Origin of the sequence: Radiobacillus sp. PE A8.2, from assembly GCF_045635475.1 — a bacterium.
Lineage (GTDB): Bacteria > Bacillota > Bacilli > Bacillales > Amphibacillaceae > JBJGXI01.
Genome location: NZ_JBJGXI010000072.1, coordinates 1 through 17,875 on the forward strand (window position 1 = coordinate 1; position 17,875 = coordinate 17,875).

General features: G+C 39.3%; 10 protein-coding genes and 2 pseudogenes. 5 read left to right on the forward strand and 7 right to left on the reverse strand.

Translation table 11 applies throughout. The annotated features are described in order from the left end of the window. Window positions 1-132, reverse strand: a pseudogene (locus ACI6MV_RS23480) (cysteine hydrolase); the annotation flags it as partial. Between the two features lie 400 nt (window positions 133-532). On the opposite strand from ACI6MV_RS23480, the gene ACI6MV_RS23485 reads away from it, so the two are divergent. Then, entirely contained in the window at window positions 533-1,099 is a 567-nt protein-coding gene (locus ACI6MV_RS23485; protein WP_407272766.1) for a histidine phosphatase family protein, read from the forward strand. Window positions 1,100-1,225: 126 nt separating this feature from the next. On the opposite strand, the gene ACI6MV_RS23490 is transcribed toward ACI6MV_RS23485, so the two are convergent. Further along, a complete protein-coding gene (locus ACI6MV_RS23490) occupies window positions 1,226-2,452 on the reverse strand; it encodes a DNA polymerase IV (protein ID WP_407272767.1) in 1,227 nt (408 codons plus the stop codon). 125 nt (window positions 2,453-2,577) lie between these two features. Further along, window positions 2,578-3,423, reverse strand: a complete 846-nt coding sequence (locus ACI6MV_RS23495; RefSeq protein WP_407272768.1) for an AraC family transcriptional regulator — start codon at window positions 3,421-3,423, stop codon at window positions 2,578-2,580. Window positions 3,424-3,557: 134 nt separating this feature from the next. On the opposite strand from ACI6MV_RS23495, the gene ACI6MV_RS23500 reads away from it, so the two are divergent. Next, window positions 3,558-4,826, forward strand: a complete 1,269-nt coding sequence (locus ACI6MV_RS23500) for a TolB family protein (RefSeq protein WP_407272769.1) — start codon at window positions 3,558-3,560, stop codon at window positions 4,824-4,826. A gap of 273 nt (window positions 4,827-5,099) precedes the next feature. On the opposite strand, the gene ACI6MV_RS23505 is transcribed toward ACI6MV_RS23500, so the two are convergent. After that, on the reverse strand, window positions 5,100-5,267 hold the full coding sequence (locus tag ACI6MV_RS23505) for a helix-turn-helix domain-containing protein (protein ID WP_407272770.1): 168 nt from the start codon (window positions 5,265-5,267) through the stop codon (window positions 5,100-5,102). A gap of 242 nt (window positions 5,268-5,509) precedes the next feature. On the opposite strand from ACI6MV_RS23505, the gene ACI6MV_RS23510 reads away from it, so the two are divergent. Next, complete coding sequence (locus tag ACI6MV_RS23510; RefSeq protein ID WP_407272771.1) at window positions 5,510-5,968, forward strand: CBO0543 family protein; 459 nt, start codon at window positions 5,510-5,512, stop codon at window positions 5,966-5,968. A gap of 192 nt (window positions 5,969-6,160) precedes the next feature. Here ACI6MV_RS23510 and ACI6MV_RS23515 read toward each other — a convergent pair whose 3' ends face one another. The 3 genes from ACI6MV_RS23515 to ACI6MV_RS23525 form a co-directional block, all read right to left on the reverse strand. Further along, a complete protein-coding gene (locus ACI6MV_RS23515; protein ID WP_407272772.1) occupies window positions 6,161-6,841 on the reverse strand; it encodes an LPXTG cell wall anchor domain-containing protein in 681 nt (226 codons plus the stop codon). A 92-nt stretch (window positions 6,842-6,933) separates the two neighbouring features. Further along, window positions 6,934-12,936, reverse strand: coding sequence for a GH92 family glycosyl hydrolase (locus ACI6MV_RS23520; protein ID WP_407272773.1), 6,003 nt, complete (start codon window positions 12,934-12,936; stop codon window positions 6,934-6,936). Between the two features lie 49 nt (window positions 12,937-12,985). Further along, window positions 12,986-16,513, reverse strand: a complete 3,528-nt coding sequence (locus ACI6MV_RS23525) for a PA14 domain-containing protein (RefSeq protein ID WP_407272774.1) — start codon at window positions 16,511-16,513, stop codon at window positions 12,986-12,988. A 576-nt stretch (window positions 16,514-17,089) separates the two neighbouring features. Between ACI6MV_RS23525 and tnpA the strand changes: the two genes are divergently transcribed. Further along, complete coding sequence (gene tnpA, locus ACI6MV_RS23530) at window positions 17,090-17,488, forward strand: IS200/IS605 family transposase (protein WP_407272775.1); 399 nt, start codon at window positions 17,090-17,092, stop codon at window positions 17,486-17,488. A 16-nt stretch (window positions 17,489-17,504) separates the two neighbouring features. Further along, window positions 17,505-17,875, forward strand: a pseudogene (locus tag ACI6MV_RS23535) (RNA-guided endonuclease TnpB family protein); the annotation flags it as partial.

Sequence of the window (17,875 nt, forward strand, 5' to 3'; positions counted from 1 at the left end):
AAATTTTTCCGCTTTTTCTATTACTAAATTAATGTTCGAGATAAGTTGTTCTTTTTTAAAAACAGCACTTTCCTCATGATTGCCTTCGATTAATTCTTGTTGAGCATCGATAATTAACAAAACTTGTTTCAAATGATTTTCCCCTTTCATATTTAGGGGAATCGTTTTATTTAATTTGACGTATTCCCCTTAATGTTTTTAACGTTGATAAAATTTTTAATTGTCATAATATCTTCCTCCCACATTACATATTGTCCTCTAATTGAATTCCGAAATTTTCAGACAGTTAAATTTTACCACATTATAGTTGAATTGGCACTTAAGAAATAGAGTTTGTATAGACTATTAGTACTCTTTATCATGCATGGCGCGGACCATAAATAATATATTCATAGTCTCTTAATTGGACGATTATGTTTCATTATCACATTTAAAAAAGCATATAAGTTATAATTAAAAATGAAATTCTTTTCAACGAAATAGAGTAATAGCGTCATAAAAAGCAGCTAACTTTAACGGAGGAAATATAACTATGAGTACGTATGTTTATATGGTGAGACACGGTGACTCGCCAAAGATTGGAAATGAAAGAACAAGAGGATTGACTCAAAAAGGACAATTAGATGCGCAAGAAGTAACTGACATATTGAAAGGTGAGAAAATTGATGCAGTTGTTTCAAGCCCATATTTACGTTCTATTTTAACTGTCGAAAAGTTAGCTAAACAAATAGGGAAAGAAGTTTTCGTCTATGAAGATTTAAAAGAGAAGGTATTTTCTTCTGCAGATTATCGAATTTCTGACAAGGAATTGATTCCACTGTTAGAAAAGTCATTTTTGGATCCTAATTTTGCTTTGGCAGGAGGAGAGTCAAATGCTGATTGTCAGAGACGGACGATAGTCGTTTTTATACAACTATTAGAAAAGTTTAAAGGTAAAAGTATAGTAATAGGATCTCACGGGGCTGTGATGACATTGATGATGGGTTATTTCAACAGTACTTATAATTTGAATTTTTTACTTAGCACATCCAAACCCGATATCTATAGAATGGAATTCAGTGAACAGGAATTGGTGGATGTTGACAGGTTATGGGTTTAATAGCCGTTGTTTGTTAATAAGATTACCCCTTTTAGGTAATGGTGTATTACAGAGGAATTACTAGCGTTAACACTAAAAGATAGAATTTATACTAATTTGCCGGTTAACGCAAGTGATGCCTCATCTTCACTTCTGATAATCATCCAAAAAGTCTTTCTGAAAACTGGTACGTGGTTGGTTGTCATCTTCTGGTTTACTCTTAATAAACGGATTCTTTCCATACTTTTCAGTTAAGCGATTGATTGCATCATACAATTTCTCTTTGCCTGCTTCCTTCTCATACGTAAACAAATCCAGTTGCTGAGCAATATCTTTCTTTTCTGCAACATCCTGGACGGTTATGCCTAATAGACGCACCGGATCACCGTTCCAGTGCTGGTCAAATAGCTCGACACTGACAGTGAAAATGTCATCCTCTTTGTCGATAAATTCCCGAAGCTTGATTCTTCTCGTAATTGTTTTTCGGTCATGAAAACGGATTGTTACTTGTACCGTTTGTCCTGCAGCTTGTTTGCGATGCAACCGCTTTGCAACGCTTCTCGCTAATTGGCGAAACAACTTCTTAATCGCAGTCTCATCCGTGGTATCTTCCGGCAATGTTTCCGAGCTGCCGATACTTTTAAAATCATAAATCGCATTCGGATCGACCGGACTTGGGTCAATCCCGTTTGCGCGATTTTGCAACCGCTCGCCGTTAATGCCGAGTAATTGTTTTAACTGATAAACATCTGCTTCTACCAAATCTTTTATCGTAAAAATATTAACTTCATTTAATTTATTCGCTGTTTTTTCCCCAATGCCGTACATCTTGCCAACTTCTAATGGCCAAAGCTTTTCAGGTAAATCACGCTTCCGCAACACAGTAATACCCATCGGCTTTTTCATGTCAGATGCCATTTTGGCTAGAAATTTATTCGGAGCAATTCCGATACTGCACGGTAGATCAAGTTCATTGGCGATTCTTTTTTGTAAATTCGCTGCAATTTCAAGTGGAGAACCTTGGCCTTCACTAGCTGTTATGTCCATATAACCTTCATCGATAGATACTGGTTGCACGAACTCGGTAACCTCGCTCAAAATCTTGAACATCGTTTTGGAAGCGGTTCGATATCTGTCAAAATTCGGACGCATGACAATCAATTCCGGACACAACCGTCTCGCCTGCCACAATGGCATCGTTGTTTTCACACCTTTAGCCCTGGCCTCATAGCTGCTCGTGACAATAATCCCCCTGCGCTCTTCGGGATTACCAGCAATCGCAAGCGTCTTGCCTTTCAGCTTAGGATCATACGCCGCTTCTACAGACGCGTAAAAGCTATTCATGTCGACGTGGAATATTATTCGATATGCCAATACAGATCACTCACAGTCTAAGCGTTGAATTACATTTATCTAGCAATTATATCATAGATTGCTCGGTGGTATTGGGGTTGTGCATGCAAAGTATACCGCTGAAATCATAAGGCTTCTAATGATTTTCAATCAAATACAACGTCCTTACATATCCCTCGACGTTCTCTCTCTAACCATTGACCTGGTGGAATACCTTCTATTTCTTTAAATACTTTGGAAAAATGATGCACTGTCTTGAATCCTGTCTGCTCAGCGATTTGCTTTAGCGTTAATTCTGAATAGGTCATCAACTCTTTTGACTGACCAATCCGGTACTTTTTTAAAAATACGCAAATTGTAGTTCCTTTGTAATTTTTAAATAGCTGGCTCAAATGACCGACACTATACCCTAGATCGCGTGCAATATCTGCAATCAACCAATCTTGATTAAAATGTTCTTTAATCCACTGTTCTACTTGCTCGGCAGCCTTATAAGAACGGTCACTTTTCAATGCAAATATACCTGGTTCCAAACTGATGTGATGATTTTCTCTCTTAAGGCTGGTTCTAGATAACTGATAGACCATCTGCACCAAATATAGACTTGCTAATTGTTTATAGAATGCTTGTTTCTTCAATCCTTCTTTTCGCACATTATCTAAGAGTGCAGAAACGATTCCGTCCGTATCTTTCAGGATTGGAGGAATTCTATCGGTTACTTCGCCCAATTCCTTTGCGGTTACGTCAAACTTCAGGTCAAGTGTCTTAATAGATTGACCGTCCATTGGAGTAATTCCATGTTTTTTATTTGGCTTAATGAAAAACATGGTATTCCTGGAGATATCATAATCATCATCTTCATAATGAAAGGTCCCCTTGCCTTCTGCAACCCAAATAATTTGAAAGAAGGAATGCGCGTGCTTTGGAAGCTTGTTTCCGTTCTCGTAATCATAGCGGGCCGTCCACAAAACGTTTACCCCATATACCTCCACCAATCCTCCCCCTTTCGTTTCCTTTACTATATGATAATCTTATTTTCAGACAAAAGCTTATAACTTTCAAGCAAATTCATTTGCTCCATCCCCTGTTATACTTATAGAACAACTTTTCAAGGAGTGGATCTCAAATGATAATAAGTGATAATTTCCCTAAGTATACCAAGTATGACCCAATAGTTCCCATTTGGTTTATGACTCCACATGAATCAGGCATGCATCGTTTCTTTGATACCTCCCCAGTAAGTCCATCGGGAAGGTACCTAGCTGTCCTGCGAATGCCTGAACTACAACGATTAAACAGATCTGGTGAGATGGCCGAGATTGTCCTTATCGATATCCATACGGCAGAGGAGCAGGTGATCGCAGAGACGTGTGGGTGGGAGCAGCAACTCGGTGCCAATATTAATTGGGGTGCGGATGATACAGCACTTTATTATAACGATGTAGACTGCAGCACATGGAATCCACACGGAATCCGCATCAATCCGTTTACAGGAGAAAAGAAACGAATGGCAGGCACTGTATACCGCATATCACCAGATGGAAAATCGATTATTAGCTCGAATCTTATTACTATGCGTCGAACCCAAGATGGATACGGTGTCGTAGTGCCCGATAATTTAGTTCCTCGAAATTACGGATTTAGAAAAGATGATGGGCTTTATATCACGGATACCGAAACTGGTAAGTGCAAACTATTCATCTCTATTGATGAAATCTTTGAGAAAGCACAACCAAAAATTGATAGAAAAAAATATGAGCATGGAGAATGTTACGTTTTCCACTGTAAGTATAATCCACAAGGTGATCGACTTATCTTTACACTCCGTTGGTATCATACATTAGAAAACCAACCGTGGAATGTACACGGAAGACAACAACTAGATTTTTGGGTGTTAACGATGAAGCCGGATGGTAGTGACATCTATGTTGCAGTCGGGCCTGAGCAATGGAAAAAGGGTGGTCATCATATTAATTGGTTCCCAGATGGTGAACACTTGTCCATGAATCTAGCAATAGATGATGATCAGAACCTTAAGTTTGTACAGGTTCGCTACGATGGTTCGGACATGCGCTGTATCAGTGATAACATACCCGGCTCTGGTCATCCCACCGTTCACCCGAATGGGCGCAATATTTTAACAGATACCTACGAACAGGAACCTACCGCATTCGGAGACGGTACAGTACCCATTCGATTGATAGACATCCCATCTCAAAGGGAAAAACATATTGTACGAATCAACGTTGCACACCCTGGGACGAAGGTTGCAGGTGCCTTGCGAGTAGATCCACACCCAGCTTGGACACCCGACTTTAAACATGTTGTTTTTAATGGGTATGTCGATGGCGCACGGCGTGTGTTTCTTGCAGATTTGAGTGAGGTGTTGGGTTAGATCGGCACTTAGTTTCTCGCATGGCTTTCTATGCAGAAAGAGTTTCTACTGAAACACTTCTGAAATCCTTTGTTTCGACATCTTGGATATACTTGTAATCATCGAATTCGGTGCATTAAATTGCTTTTTACACTTCGCTGAATTGTTAATATCCATGAGCACGTGCCATAAAGGTAAATAGATAGCGGAACTTCATTCATCATCATCCAATTTCTGAAGGCATTGATTTCTTAAATAAAATTCATTCTGCCGCCCCTCCTTCCATGGAATTTGCTAGAGCACCTGTGCATCGATCCAACTATCCACAGCATCCTTCAAGAACAAAATCTTCTTACCTCGCATATGCGGGATTGTCCCTTCCCGAACCAGGTCATAAATTGTGTCCGTGTGCACCCCTAAATAACTAGCTACAACACCAGCCGTAATTGTACATCTTTTCATGATTTTCCTCCTTAGATTTGTGTTTCATAACAATAATCGTTTGGAGGTTGAGGTTAGGTGTTGTTGTTGGGTAAAAAAGTTTTGGTGGGGTTTATATGGGGAGTTTCGTTCTTTTTATTTACATTGTTGGTACATTAGTCATTAAAACACTAATCTATTTTGCGGAAGAGTAAGGTAAAGATTATTACACATCATAAATATTGTTCAGATTTACGTGACTCAGAATGAAAGTAGGTGTGTTTATGATCATTATATTTGCGTGTCTAATTCTGTTTAACATCATAGCAATTCTAGTGCCTAAACGATTAACAAAGATTGAGATTTACGCGACTTCATTTTTTGCTATCGCTTTTGGGAGAACTGCGGATGCATTTTTAGATATAAAATATAATTTTTATGGCTATATTACGGAAGGGATTCAATATACAGGTGTACTAGCCCAGTTTCTTATTTATCCAGCAATTAGTACCTTATTCTTGAATTTTTTTCCATCGAATAAGAAATTAAAGTACAAAGCATTATACATAATCGGTTGGTCTATATTTTCGGTCATTTTCGAATGGATTTCCTTACAAACAAACTTCTTTTATTACACTACTTGGAAGCTTTGGTATTCTGCATTAATCTATCCATTCCTTTTTCTTATCCTTTTAGGAAATTTAGTGATTATTCGTAAAATAAATGCCAAAGAGCAAAAATGATGAAGGACATCAAGCTAGTTTTTATTCGATAAATGAAAGGTTTTTGCACCTATATATTTACCAAAGAACTAGTCTTTTTTCTCCTAATAGGCAATTGTGATTTGATAAGGGCATTTATAACACAAACAAGAAAAACCTTCATAATCTGGAGCCAACTCCTGATTATGAAGGTTTTTTAAAAAGTATTTGCTACTATTCTTTTATACGCTTACTATTTCGATATACAACATAAAATCCACCAATGACTACTAGTACTAACCCTACGATTAAATAGTTATAGATTGATGTACTGGTATCTGGTAATTCTTCAGTGTCCTCATCATCCTGACCTGATGAATCCTCCCCAGAAGAGCCTTCATTACCATTGTTAGCGCCATCGTTTCCACTGTCGCCATTACTTCCACCTTCATTTTCAGTGTTATCGTCACCGTTATCACCAGAGCCTTGATCACCATCGTTACCATCATTGTTGCCCCCATTACCACCTTGATTGTCATCTCCATCGTCACCTGTGCCGCCACCGTCATCATTATCGTTATCGTCATCTTCGTCTGGCTCATTACTCAGAAGAGAAACAGAGCCTTCTGCTTGCATCGTATCATTACCAACAACAATCAGGTAATCACCAAAAATGGCTGTACCTGCACTAGTTGGTAAACCCACAGTTGTATCGTATTTACCATTGATGACAGGTAAAACATCTAGATAAAATACCGAATCTGTTGGTGATACAATTTTTATTACGATTTCTTCAACCCCATTTGCTGTTCCTGAGATTTGAATTTCTTCCCCTTGCTGCGCCTCGCTTTTACTTATATTCAAAGTAACACTATCAGCAAATGCAACAACAGGGAATTGGATAATGATGAACATAAAAATTAAACATTTGAGTAAATGTGATTTCATTAATATTTTCCCTCACCTTCTTTTAATGTCACTTATAAGATCAGATCCTGTTGACCATCTTATCTCATGTTGTACAATGATTTGCTTTCGAGAACTACATCCTTATAAGCGAGCCATGTAGAGGTAAATGGTTCTCTTTCTATACCTTCATTTGTTTCCAATCGTGCTCCTGTAACTAGTGTAGGAGCTGATGGCCAAAAACGCAGGTCACCAAGCCCTGCTGTTAACAGTTGCTGTTCATTTGCTAGTAAGGAAAAACTAGCATTGTCAAAGTTGCCAATATATTTATATGTGGAGCTAGTCGTACCTGTAAATACAAGGTATACATCTTGTATTCCGGTAACGGTTTTCTCTAATTCGCCAGTCATCGTAGTGTATGTGCCCCAACCATTACCTGTAGGTGGGACAGCAACTGTTCCTACTAATCTACCATCCACTCCTCCTAATCTAACTTCGATCGCAGAATCTAGTGCGCAGTTACCACTGTTGCTCGTATACTCTACAGCCAGTTGGTCGACACCATCGCTACCAAAATCGATATTTTCATAGGCAAGCCATGCACCGTTATACGTATTAGCGACCTGCTTTCCACTTTTACCACTTTCTGTTTTCAGTGGAGCATTGTTTGCAGGATTCACTTCTGTAGCCCAATCATCAAAGCTTTCTAATTCTAGGTTATCGTAATCGTTACGAAGCGCTTGATGCTCTAAAGTAAAGCGATCAAAATTGCCAATATAACGAAGTGCACTGGTTGTACTAGCATGCATAATAAGATAAACAGTATGGTTACCTGTTACCGTTCTCGTTAAATTTGCTTCTAGGGTTTCGTATGTGCCCCAACTGCTACCGGTATTTTTTAGTGAAACTGCACCAATTACCTCCCCATCTAAACGATCCAAACGCATTTCTAATTCAATATCGTCTGGTGCTTTTTGAGAAGGGGCATCATATTCTACCTTGATATGGTTCTTACCTTGTTTACCAAAATCAACTGATTCATACGCTAACCATGCTCCGTCAAATGTGTTTGCTACAACTGTGCCGCCGTTGTTATCTTCTGTTTTTAATGGACCATTATTATACTCATTTACATCCGAAGTCCATTCGCTGTAGTTTTCGAATTCAACAACTAACGGACCATTACCAGTGTCTGGTTCACTAGGCTCATCTACTTTTTTACTAAAACTAGCACGATCAAAGTTACCAATATACTTGTACGTTGCATCAGTAGTTCCAGTTAAAACCAAGTAAACGTCTTGAATGCCGGTAATGCTCTCATCGAATGCAGCTGTTGCGGTACTGTATGTCCCCCAACCACTACCAGTCGGTGGAACAGCTACTGTTCCAATAAGTGTACCGTCGATAGCACCCAAGCGAACTTCGATAGCAGCATCTTGGGCGCTGTTGCCACTATTGCTTGCATACTCAATTGCTAGCTGATTGACGCCATCTGTACCAAAATCGATATTTTCATAGGCAAGCCATGCGCCGTTAAATGTATTGGCAACTTGTTCACCGCTTTTCCCAGCTTCTGTTTTCATTGGACTATTGTTAGCTGGATTTACTTCCGTTGACCAGTCGTCAAACGATTCCAATTCTAAGGATGTAAAGTCTGTTCGCACTTCTTCATAGTCAAATGTAAACTGATCAAAGTTACCAATATAAGGAAAATCGCTCGTCGTATTACCTTTCATTACAATGTAAAGGTCTTGTGTACCTGTTACTGTAGTCGTGAGGTCTGCTTCCATCGTTGTATACGAACCCCAACCACTGCCAGTATGCTCAAGTGGAACGGTTCCAACTAATTGGCCATCGACTCCACCTAACCGAAACTCCAACGCACTTCCTTCTGGAGCTCGTGAACTAGGCGCATCATATTCGACTGTCACTTTATTTTTGCCTTCTGTACCGAAATCAACACCGTTATAAGCAAGCCATGCACCGTCAAACGTGTTTGCTACAACCACGCCACCGTTGTTCGCTTCCGTTTTCAGTGGTCCATTGTTAAACGTATTAACATCAGAAGACCATTCACTTCTACTTTCAAACTCAAGTGTTAAACCATCTGTAACTGGTTTATCTGGCTGTTCCCCTTCACCTGGTTCTTCTGAATCATCTTCTTCTGGAATCGGTAATGGATCTAGCTCTTCTTCATCTTCCCCGTCGTCTTCCCCTTCGTCCGGTTGATCCGGATCTGTTCCTGGAACTGGAACAGGCGTTGGTAGTGGAACGACTGGTTCCGCTAACCATAACGAATCATACACATTTCCGTTATAGTTATCGACTACATAAACGTTAACTTGATAATCCTTACTTGTAGTATTAAACATTTGTGATAGCTCAAAATCTCCATTTTTAACAGGTACCCCATTCGACATCCACGCCTGACCCTCGCCGTTCATAAGCTGGAATACAACAACCGCATCTTCGCTATAGTCACCTGTTAGTGTGCCAGTAACATCAACTTGGAGGTTTCCTGTTCGCTTCACCTCTACATCAAGTTCATACACATCCCATTGATCATTTTCTGTGTAGGCAGCATTAGAAATTAGAGCTTTACCAAACGATTGATCTTTGCTTTCATCTGCTTCGACCCGCACTTGTACTTGTCCCGCTTCATAAGCAACTGGTCCAACTGTTTGCGGATTTTTTGTTACGTTGTTCCACGTTGCACCACCATCCGTACTGAATTCATAATCTGTTGCTTGATCGAAGCCTGGAACAAATGTCCAACCAAATGAATTATCTTCATCGTCAACAACGGGTGCTGTAGGTGCGTCTGGAGTCGTCATATTTTTCAACGCCTCAAGATTGAATTCGAATGCAATATCAGAGCTTGTTGCATTCGTTTGGTGAACTTCAGCTGTAATCACATTTTCACCATCTACAAGGTAAGCCGGATCAATGATATATCCGTTTGGATTACGCTCATCATTAACCGTACCATTTGCTAACGTATCGTACTTGATTTCACCATCCGGCATATTAGTACGGATAATTTCATGACCGTTTAAGTAAACAACTGCTCCATCGTCACGAATTAATGTCGCATCAAGCCCAACGATAGAATCTGCATCTTCTACTTCAAACGATTTTCGGAAGTATGTTGTTATATACTTGTTACCACTATCTGGACCATAACTTACCTCTGTGTTCACATTGCCATTTCGGTCATATCCAAGCATGGCCTTTCCAGAAGCCCACGTACTGTCGTCAAAATCTACAGAAGTCCAACCATTACCTGCAAACTGACCTTTATCATAATATTTCCATTCAGATTCTGTTTCAATTAAATCTTTACGAACGAGTAGGTTGTTCACTTCTTTGGTATAATCGGTTGTCGGTGGTGCAGAACTGTCAGCTGCGCCCCATTTGAAATTAGGTTCTGCACCCATTTCAAATTCCAACGTTCCACCTGCCATAATCTCTTCATAGCCGATCCATGCCTGATCAAAATTTTCCCCATTTAATTGACCAGATTGGATAAACCGATTATCGCTAGATACGTTATTCGCTTTAATTGTAAACGACTTTCCATTATCTAGATTGAGTGTCATTTCATCAAAAATGGGTGAACCAATTAAATAATATGGATCGCCAGGGTTTCCTGGGAATAACCCCATTGCACTATAGATAAACCACGATGCCATTGCACCTGCATCATCATCCATTGACTGTAAATATCCTTCTGGGTCAGCGCGATACACACGTGATTCCATCGGATATGCATATAAACCGTGGTTATGGTATTTCTGCGTAACGACTTCTGTTGTATACTCTCTCGCATAATATTGTGTTAAGTAAGGCATTCCTAAGTAATTGAACAAATATGGCACGTGTAAATCCGGTTCGTTGACAGCCATGTATTCATCAATTTCAAAGAAATATTGTAAGTCGATCGCCATCTCACGTTCGCTACCAATTAAATCGGCAAGACCTTCAACATCGTGCGGGACAAACCATCGATATGTCCACAAGTTGCCTTGGTATGCAAATTTATCAACTGGTGTAATATCATTTTGACTAACTTTATTTGCGTTCGGTGTAAAGAAACCACGCTGATTGCCACTTTCATCAACTTGTTCTACGTTCCATAAGTGTTTGTATGATTGTGCAACTGCTTTGTATTTTTCATATGTTTCTTCATCACCAATTAGTTCTGCAAGCTTCATCGGATAGTAGGCACTATATGCTTTTTCCAGCTTTCCAGAAATCTCATTGTCACTAATCACATAATTATCTGTATCGGTTGCCATCCCTTGCAGTGCTGTTTGTGCATCTGCAGCAGATAAATCGAAGCCTTTTGCATAGGCATCAAGAATAACTGCACCGTTAAATTCATTTCTTACCGTTGGACTTGGCCAATAGCCGCTTCCCCACTGGGTATAGGAACCACGAGTTTTGTAAACATCAATCATTGATTTCACCATGTTTTCGAATGCTTGTGGTGCGAGCAACGAATAAAGGGAATATTTACGGAAATCATCCCACGTAGTCCATCCGTTGTAATATTCAAAATCCGCTCCGATCTCTGACGTCTCACGAACAGTATCCTCGTCGCGCGCAGCCCGGAATGTACCGTTTGAGCTTGTTACGTTATTTGGATGTAAGAAAGAATGATACATTTGGGTATAAAAAATCGTTTTATTTTCTTCGTTATCATCCTTGATTTCTACCTTGTTCAAAAGGTCGCTCCACACACCACGAGTTTCCTGATGTTGGGCATCAAAATCCCAGCCACTTATATCATGATCACGCTCATATTTCGCCTGATCTACACTGATCGTCGATAACCCGACTTTCGCTTGAACTACTTTGTTATCTGCTGTATTAAAATCTACCCATACACCGCTATTCGAGCCAGAGCGCTCACGATCATTGCCAACCGCATTACCAGCCCATGTTCTGTATGATTCAAAATCATGATCGAACTGTATCGAATAGTAGATCGTGTAGTAGCCATTTCCACAGACATTTTTCGATTGAATCATACCTGTTATCTCGTTGTTATTCTCAACCTTAAGGTTCGCATCAACCATTCCCGCATAAGAGTTAGAAAGATCGATTAATACGGATCCGTCAGTCTCTGCTTCAGGAAATGTGTAACGATGGAAACCAACGTTTTCCGATGAAGTTAATTCGACATCAATACCTGACGCAAGTTCAACACTATAATAGCCTGGTGATGCTTGTTCCGTTTCTTTGTTATATTTTTGCTTATATTCATTACTGTTTTTAGTAAATGACTGTGTTTCCGGCATCATTAAAATGTTTCCACCAGCACCACTACAGCCCACACCACTAAAACGCAAGTGTGAAAAGCCTTTTAAATATTTGTCCTGATAATAGTAGCCACTAAAAGCGCCGCCGTCACTGTCTGGTCCAAGTGATACGAGACCAAATGGAGTCGTTGGACCTGGATTTGTTTGGCCATTATCACCTAACGTGTTAATGAACGGATCCACATAATCTACAGATGCCAAATTTGTGTCCGGGCTTCCTGGGACTTGATTCTTCTCTACGCCGTATACTTCAAATTCATATAAGCGAACGGTATTGTTATCATAAGCTGCTTTGTCTACGTAAAATCTTACATAACGCGCTGTGAACGTCGGTACATACCGTTCGACGATTGTCTGCACATTGTTTGAAACAACATCAACTTCTACCCAAGTTTTTCCGTCATCACTTTTCTGCAAGCGGAAATCTTTCGTATTCCAAAATGGGTACATGCCCGATTCATTAATACCGGCGTTTTTCACTTTCCACTTGTTAATGTTGTATTCTTTTCCTAAATCAAGTGCTAACCACTTGTTGGCTGCGACTGAATTATCGCACCACTTCGTATCTGTTTTACCATCAACCGCAAAGCTCGCTGCCTCGTTCTGATTACATTGACCAGTTGCGGTTGCCTCCGCATGCAGAGCAACGTTCCACGTAGGTGTCGTTTGCACTGCAGAATCAGTTGCAGCAGCTACAGTTCTCACCGCTCCAACGATTGGCTCCAGCAAAGTCAATAAAATTAATCCGATCAAAAAGATGGAAGTAAATTTTTTACCCATTGCTAATTTGTCCCCCTAGTTTCCTTGATTTTATCGATGTGCATTTTTCTTACTTCAGTTCCAGCGGTTCGGAAAGTAAAGCTGGAAGGTCAAGTTCACTAGTAAACTTGTTAAATACAAATACTTTTACCTTGTAGTTACTGCCGCTCACGTCAAAGTATTGAGACATTGTCAAGGCTTCTTGATCGATTGGAACAGCATTTATAAGCAATGGTGTGTTTCCATCAAACAATTCAAAGACGAGGTAAGCATCCTTGTTATAGTCGGCTTGTTGATTTACTGTCACATCAACTTGCAATTGCTCGCCTCTTGTTAATGTTCCTTCAACTGCAAATGTTTCTTTTACTTTATTTTTCGTATATGCTTCTGTTGATACTAAAGGCTTACCCGCTTCACCACTTGCATCGTTTGCTTTAAGGCGGACTTGAACAGCACCAGCAGGTAATTTCACGTCGCCGATTAACTGTGGAGACGCTATTACGTTTTCCCATGTTTCACCATGATCCACACTATACTCATAATCTGTCACATTTTCGAATCCTGGGACGTATGTCCAGCCAAATGTATTATAACCGTCATCAACAACTGGATTAGTTGGTGCTGCTAGTTTAATCGCTTCTGTACTAATGAAACTTGGCTCTGAGTTATCACGATTATCAACTGCTTTGACCGCAAACTCATACAATTCCCCAGTTTCTGCATCCGTTACGGTGTAACTGTAATTTTCTACTCCTTCTTCAACTTCCATATAAGCAGTCCAATTGGCTCCTAAGCGACCTTCTTTTTCATAAATTCGGAAGCCGCGAATCTTATCTTCTTCATTGGTATCAGAAGGCTTGTCCCATGAAAGTAAGATGTTTCCTTCACCATTTTTCACTGCTGATAAATTGTCTACTTTATTTGGCATATTGTCGTTTCGAATGATGGTGTACGTATCAAATGGTTCATCTTCACCAGAACGATAGGAGTCAATTGTGAAGCTATCATCTGTCATTGTTACACCAGAAAAAATCGGTTCATACGGTTGTTCAAATTTCGCTGCATAATATTTGTCAACATCATCGCGCACGTTATAATATTTCGTACCAGCAGAGTTGTTAACGATATACATCGTTCCCTCTGGATTGATCACATTTCCTTCAGCATCAGTTTCGACGTCAAGAATCGGCTCATCATTGTACATTTGGTGTGACCGCATAAACGAGTGGTCATGCCCTTGTAACACAACATCAATACCAAGTTCGTCAAAAACAGGATAAAGCATCTCGCGTAATTCTAAGATATCGCCATCTGTAGCATGTCCACCGACTGAGTAGATTGCCTTGTGAAATGTAACAACCTTCCACTTTTTATCAGTCTCTGCTACTTCTCTCTTTAACCATTCGATTTGCTGTTTGAATGATTCACGTTGACGAACATCCCAACCCATGTCCATCGTGTTTACAACCATAAAATGAGCGTCACCATAGTCATAAGAATAGACACTTCCGGGTGGTAATGGATCTTCAATTGAATCATTTGGATAATTGAAGTGGTAATAATAGTTATCATTGTATGGACCTTCATGGTTACCTACTGCAGCCATAATCGGAAGATTCATTAATAGATCTTGTGGTTTCGCAAAATAATCCAACCACTGATACTCTAAGGCACCTGCATCAACTTGGTCACCACTCATCGTCAAGAACTGTGAATTTGGATATTTTTCTAACCCTTGACGAAGCGTATCTGCCCACACTTCATAATCATGCGAATTCGCACCTTGTGAATCTGTCATATACAAAAATTCGAAATTGGTTTCGCCGATTGCCTCTGTAGTAAACTCACCAATTTCACTCCAGTTACCGTCACTACCGAGCCGGTACTCATATGCTGTTCCAGGTTCAAGCCCAGTGACGATTGCCTTGTGACTTGCAAACATACCGTTCTGTGAATTGGTAATTTTCAAGTTCAATACTTGTGATTCACCTGAAAAACGTTGCACATGGTCTAAATCAAAACTTGATCCAGCAGGAACAACTTCAACTATTGTGTCGAGCACATTTTCAGGAGCATTCTCGGGCATTTCATGATTCGTATACCAAGCAAACGAACGTTGTGTTTTTGCATCACCGTATAAAGACATCGCAATCGAAATTGGTGCATAATTGATAAATTCCGATGTGTTTTCCGGTGTGAACTTAAAGCTGTTTATTTTTTTTCCAGCTTTGTCCTTAAAATCAGCTGTTCCATTGTATTCGACATTGACAACTTGATCTGGCTTAATTGGTTGCACTACTTGCAGCTCCAACGTTGCCTTGTTTTCTTTATCCATTTCCACAGCAGAAATTGTATTCTCCTCGCCATCTACCAATACAGTAAACTGACTTGCTAAATCTGCAGGTATTGAGCTAAGTTCTTTTGCAAACTTCAGCGACACTTGATCACCTTGTGAAGCGATCGTACCGCTAATTGGGCCAGTATAATCACTTGGTAAGAAGAATGCTGTTTCAGGAACGATTTGTTTAGCTACACTAGGGCTTGACCATCGAAGATTCAAGTTAGATCCACCAAAGTCCTCGAAATATTCGATGCGGAAATCATATTTTTCCCCAGCTTCAAGATGTATTGGAGAACTTATTTGCTCTTTATCCCAATCATTTTCCCAATGATCAATAATAAGTTGGTTGTTAACCCAAAGCTTAAAGCCATTATCACCGATTAAATAAAACGTGTAGTCTTCTGTGTGTTCTGGTACGATTTGGCCGGAAAAATCGATATTAACATCATCGGCTCTACCAGTATATTGTTGCATCAGTGAATCCAGGTTGCTAAATTCGATATTCGGTCTGATAACAGTTGATTTACAATCCACCTTGTCAAAGCTACCATTACCTGTGTTGGTATAAAACTCGGTAAGTAAGCCTTGATTGTTTACGGGTTCCTCAGTAGAACTTTCCAGCTCTAAAGAAAAGAACTTGTCTGAGCTCGTACGGTTAATTTGATGAACCTCAACTGCAATAACGTTTTTACCGTCTCGTAGCAATGTTGGATCAATGTCAAACTCATAGGCATCGCGCTCATTGTTAACGGCATTGACTGCCAATGTGTCAAAGGCAAGTGATCCGTCCGGCATATTGGAACGATACACTTCTTGCCCGTTCAAATAAACGACGGCACCATCATCACGAACAAGACTTGCTTCTAACTGTTTTATCGCACCAGCGTCATTTAATTGAAAAGTTTTGCGATAATAAGTCGTTACATGTTTATTACCCGAGTCACTTCCATAACTAATAACAGTATTTAAATCATTATTGTCCCTGCCATATCCTAATGGAGCAGTTCCTGTTTTCCAGGTAATATCATCAAAATCAATGTTCGTCCATGCCGTACCTTGGTCTGACCCATTGTCTAGATACTTCCACTCAACCGAATTAGCAGCAGAAAAAATCGTATCAATATTCCCACTATTAGTAGGAGAAGTTTCATCGACTGCTAAAACTAGTCTCATAGATGTAGCTGAATTTAATAAGACCAAAAGCGTAACCACAACAATTGCAATCTTTTTTAAACGATTTAACTTCTTTCTAATCAATGTGTTCCCCTCCTTTTTTGAATTGCAAAGCCAATATGTAACAATCTACAGTCTTAATCCCCCCTCAGAACCTTTCTATTAATCTACTCCATGTTCAGTCTAGCGGCCGAATATTAAGATAACTTAAATAACTTGTAAACATTTACGTTTATTTGTAAAGTTTTCAGGTTATTTGTTAATTTATGTAAAAATATAGGTGGTTTTGAATCATCATGAGAAAAATTTTATATATTGTTAATGCAAAGGGATCAATATACAAAGGTGGTAATTCATTATTTATAAGAGATTAACTTAATGTCACACGCAGCACCTTGCAAATTACCAATATAAAAAAACCTCCTTCCGTTTACTTTGGAAAGAGGTGTATGGTTATGACTATTCTTCTTCAACTATTACTAGATTATTACAGATTTTCCGAACGAGAAAGCCCACTCCTTTAGGTGTGGGATGATAGCGAGGTCAAATACGGAGTGCCACTAATAAACCGCAGGTTTGTGGCGCTTCAAGTATTTGAATAATTCACTCTTTTAATAGATATTTGTTGCAGTTGAGGTAATAAGCTAATACAATGAGTTTATGAATGAATATAGAAGAACTAATACAACTGTTTCATTGCTAAATTATCATTTTGTTTTTTGTCCTCGCTATAGAAGAAGAATATTTCTTCGAAGTGATGTAGAAATGCGTTTTAAAGAATTGGTTAAAGAAATTTGTGAGGAAATACAAATAGAAATCGTTGCTATTGAATGTGATCAAGACCATTCTCACATGTTCCTTCATGCACTACCTACATTAAGTCCTGCTGATATTATGGCAAAAATCAAAGGAGTAACTTCTAAAAAGTTGAGAGAGGAATTTCCACATCTTCAACATTTGCCTAGCCTTTGGACACGTTCCTATTTTGTTTCTACTGCGGGAAACGTATCGAGTGAAACAATTAAACGTTATGTCGAAAACCAGAAAAAGCGAAATTAGATAGGAGTTGAAACCTATGGCAAGGAAGCTTACACCCACTTATACTATTGAATTCTCTTTGAACATTCCAAATTGGCAAAAACACCGTTTGGAAAAGAAATTCAATATTGCAAGAGTGGTCTATAATTCTTGTCTAGGTGAAGTTCTAAAACGAAATAAAGCTGTGAAATCTGATAGGCAGTATCGTACATTGCTTAATGAACCCAAATCAAAAGAACGTGATAAGAAATTAGCGGATATTCGTTTGAATTATGGCTTTTCTGAATACAGGATACATAATTTTGTAAAGGAAGTCCAACACAAATTCAAAGAACATATTGGTAGTTTTGAAGCTCAAAAACTTGCAACTAGAGCTTTTCAAGCTGTAGAGAAGCTTCATTTTGGAAA

Bases quoted from the DNA above. Each gene is read 5' to 3' on its own strand.
- ACI6MV_RS23485 (WP_407272766.1), top strand. From the start codon at position 533: ATGAGTACGTATGTTTATATGGTGAGACACGGTGACTCGCCAAAGATT.
- ACI6MV_RS23510 (WP_407272771.1), top strand. From the start codon at position 5,510: ATGATCATTATATTTGCGTGTCTAATTCTGTTTAACATCATAGCAATT.
- ACI6MV_RS23505 (WP_407272770.1), bottom strand. From the start codon at position 5,267: ATGAAAAGATGTACAATTACGGCTGGTGTTGTAGCTAGTTATTTAGGG.
- ACI6MV_RS23515 (WP_407272772.1), bottom strand. From the start codon at position 6,841: ATGTTCATCATTATCCAATTCCCTGTTGTTGCATTTGCTGATAGTGTT.
- ACI6MV_RS23520 (WP_407272773.1), bottom strand. From the start codon at position 12,936: ATGGGTAAAAAATTTACTTCCATCTTTTTGATCGGATTAATTTTATTG.
- tnpA (WP_407272775.1), top strand. From the start codon at position 17,090: ATGAATGAATATAGAAGAACTAATACAACTGTTTCATTGCTAAATTAT.
- ACI6MV_RS23500 (WP_407272769.1), top strand. From the start codon at position 3,558: ATGATAATAAGTGATAATTTCCCTAAGTATACCAAGTATGACCCAATA.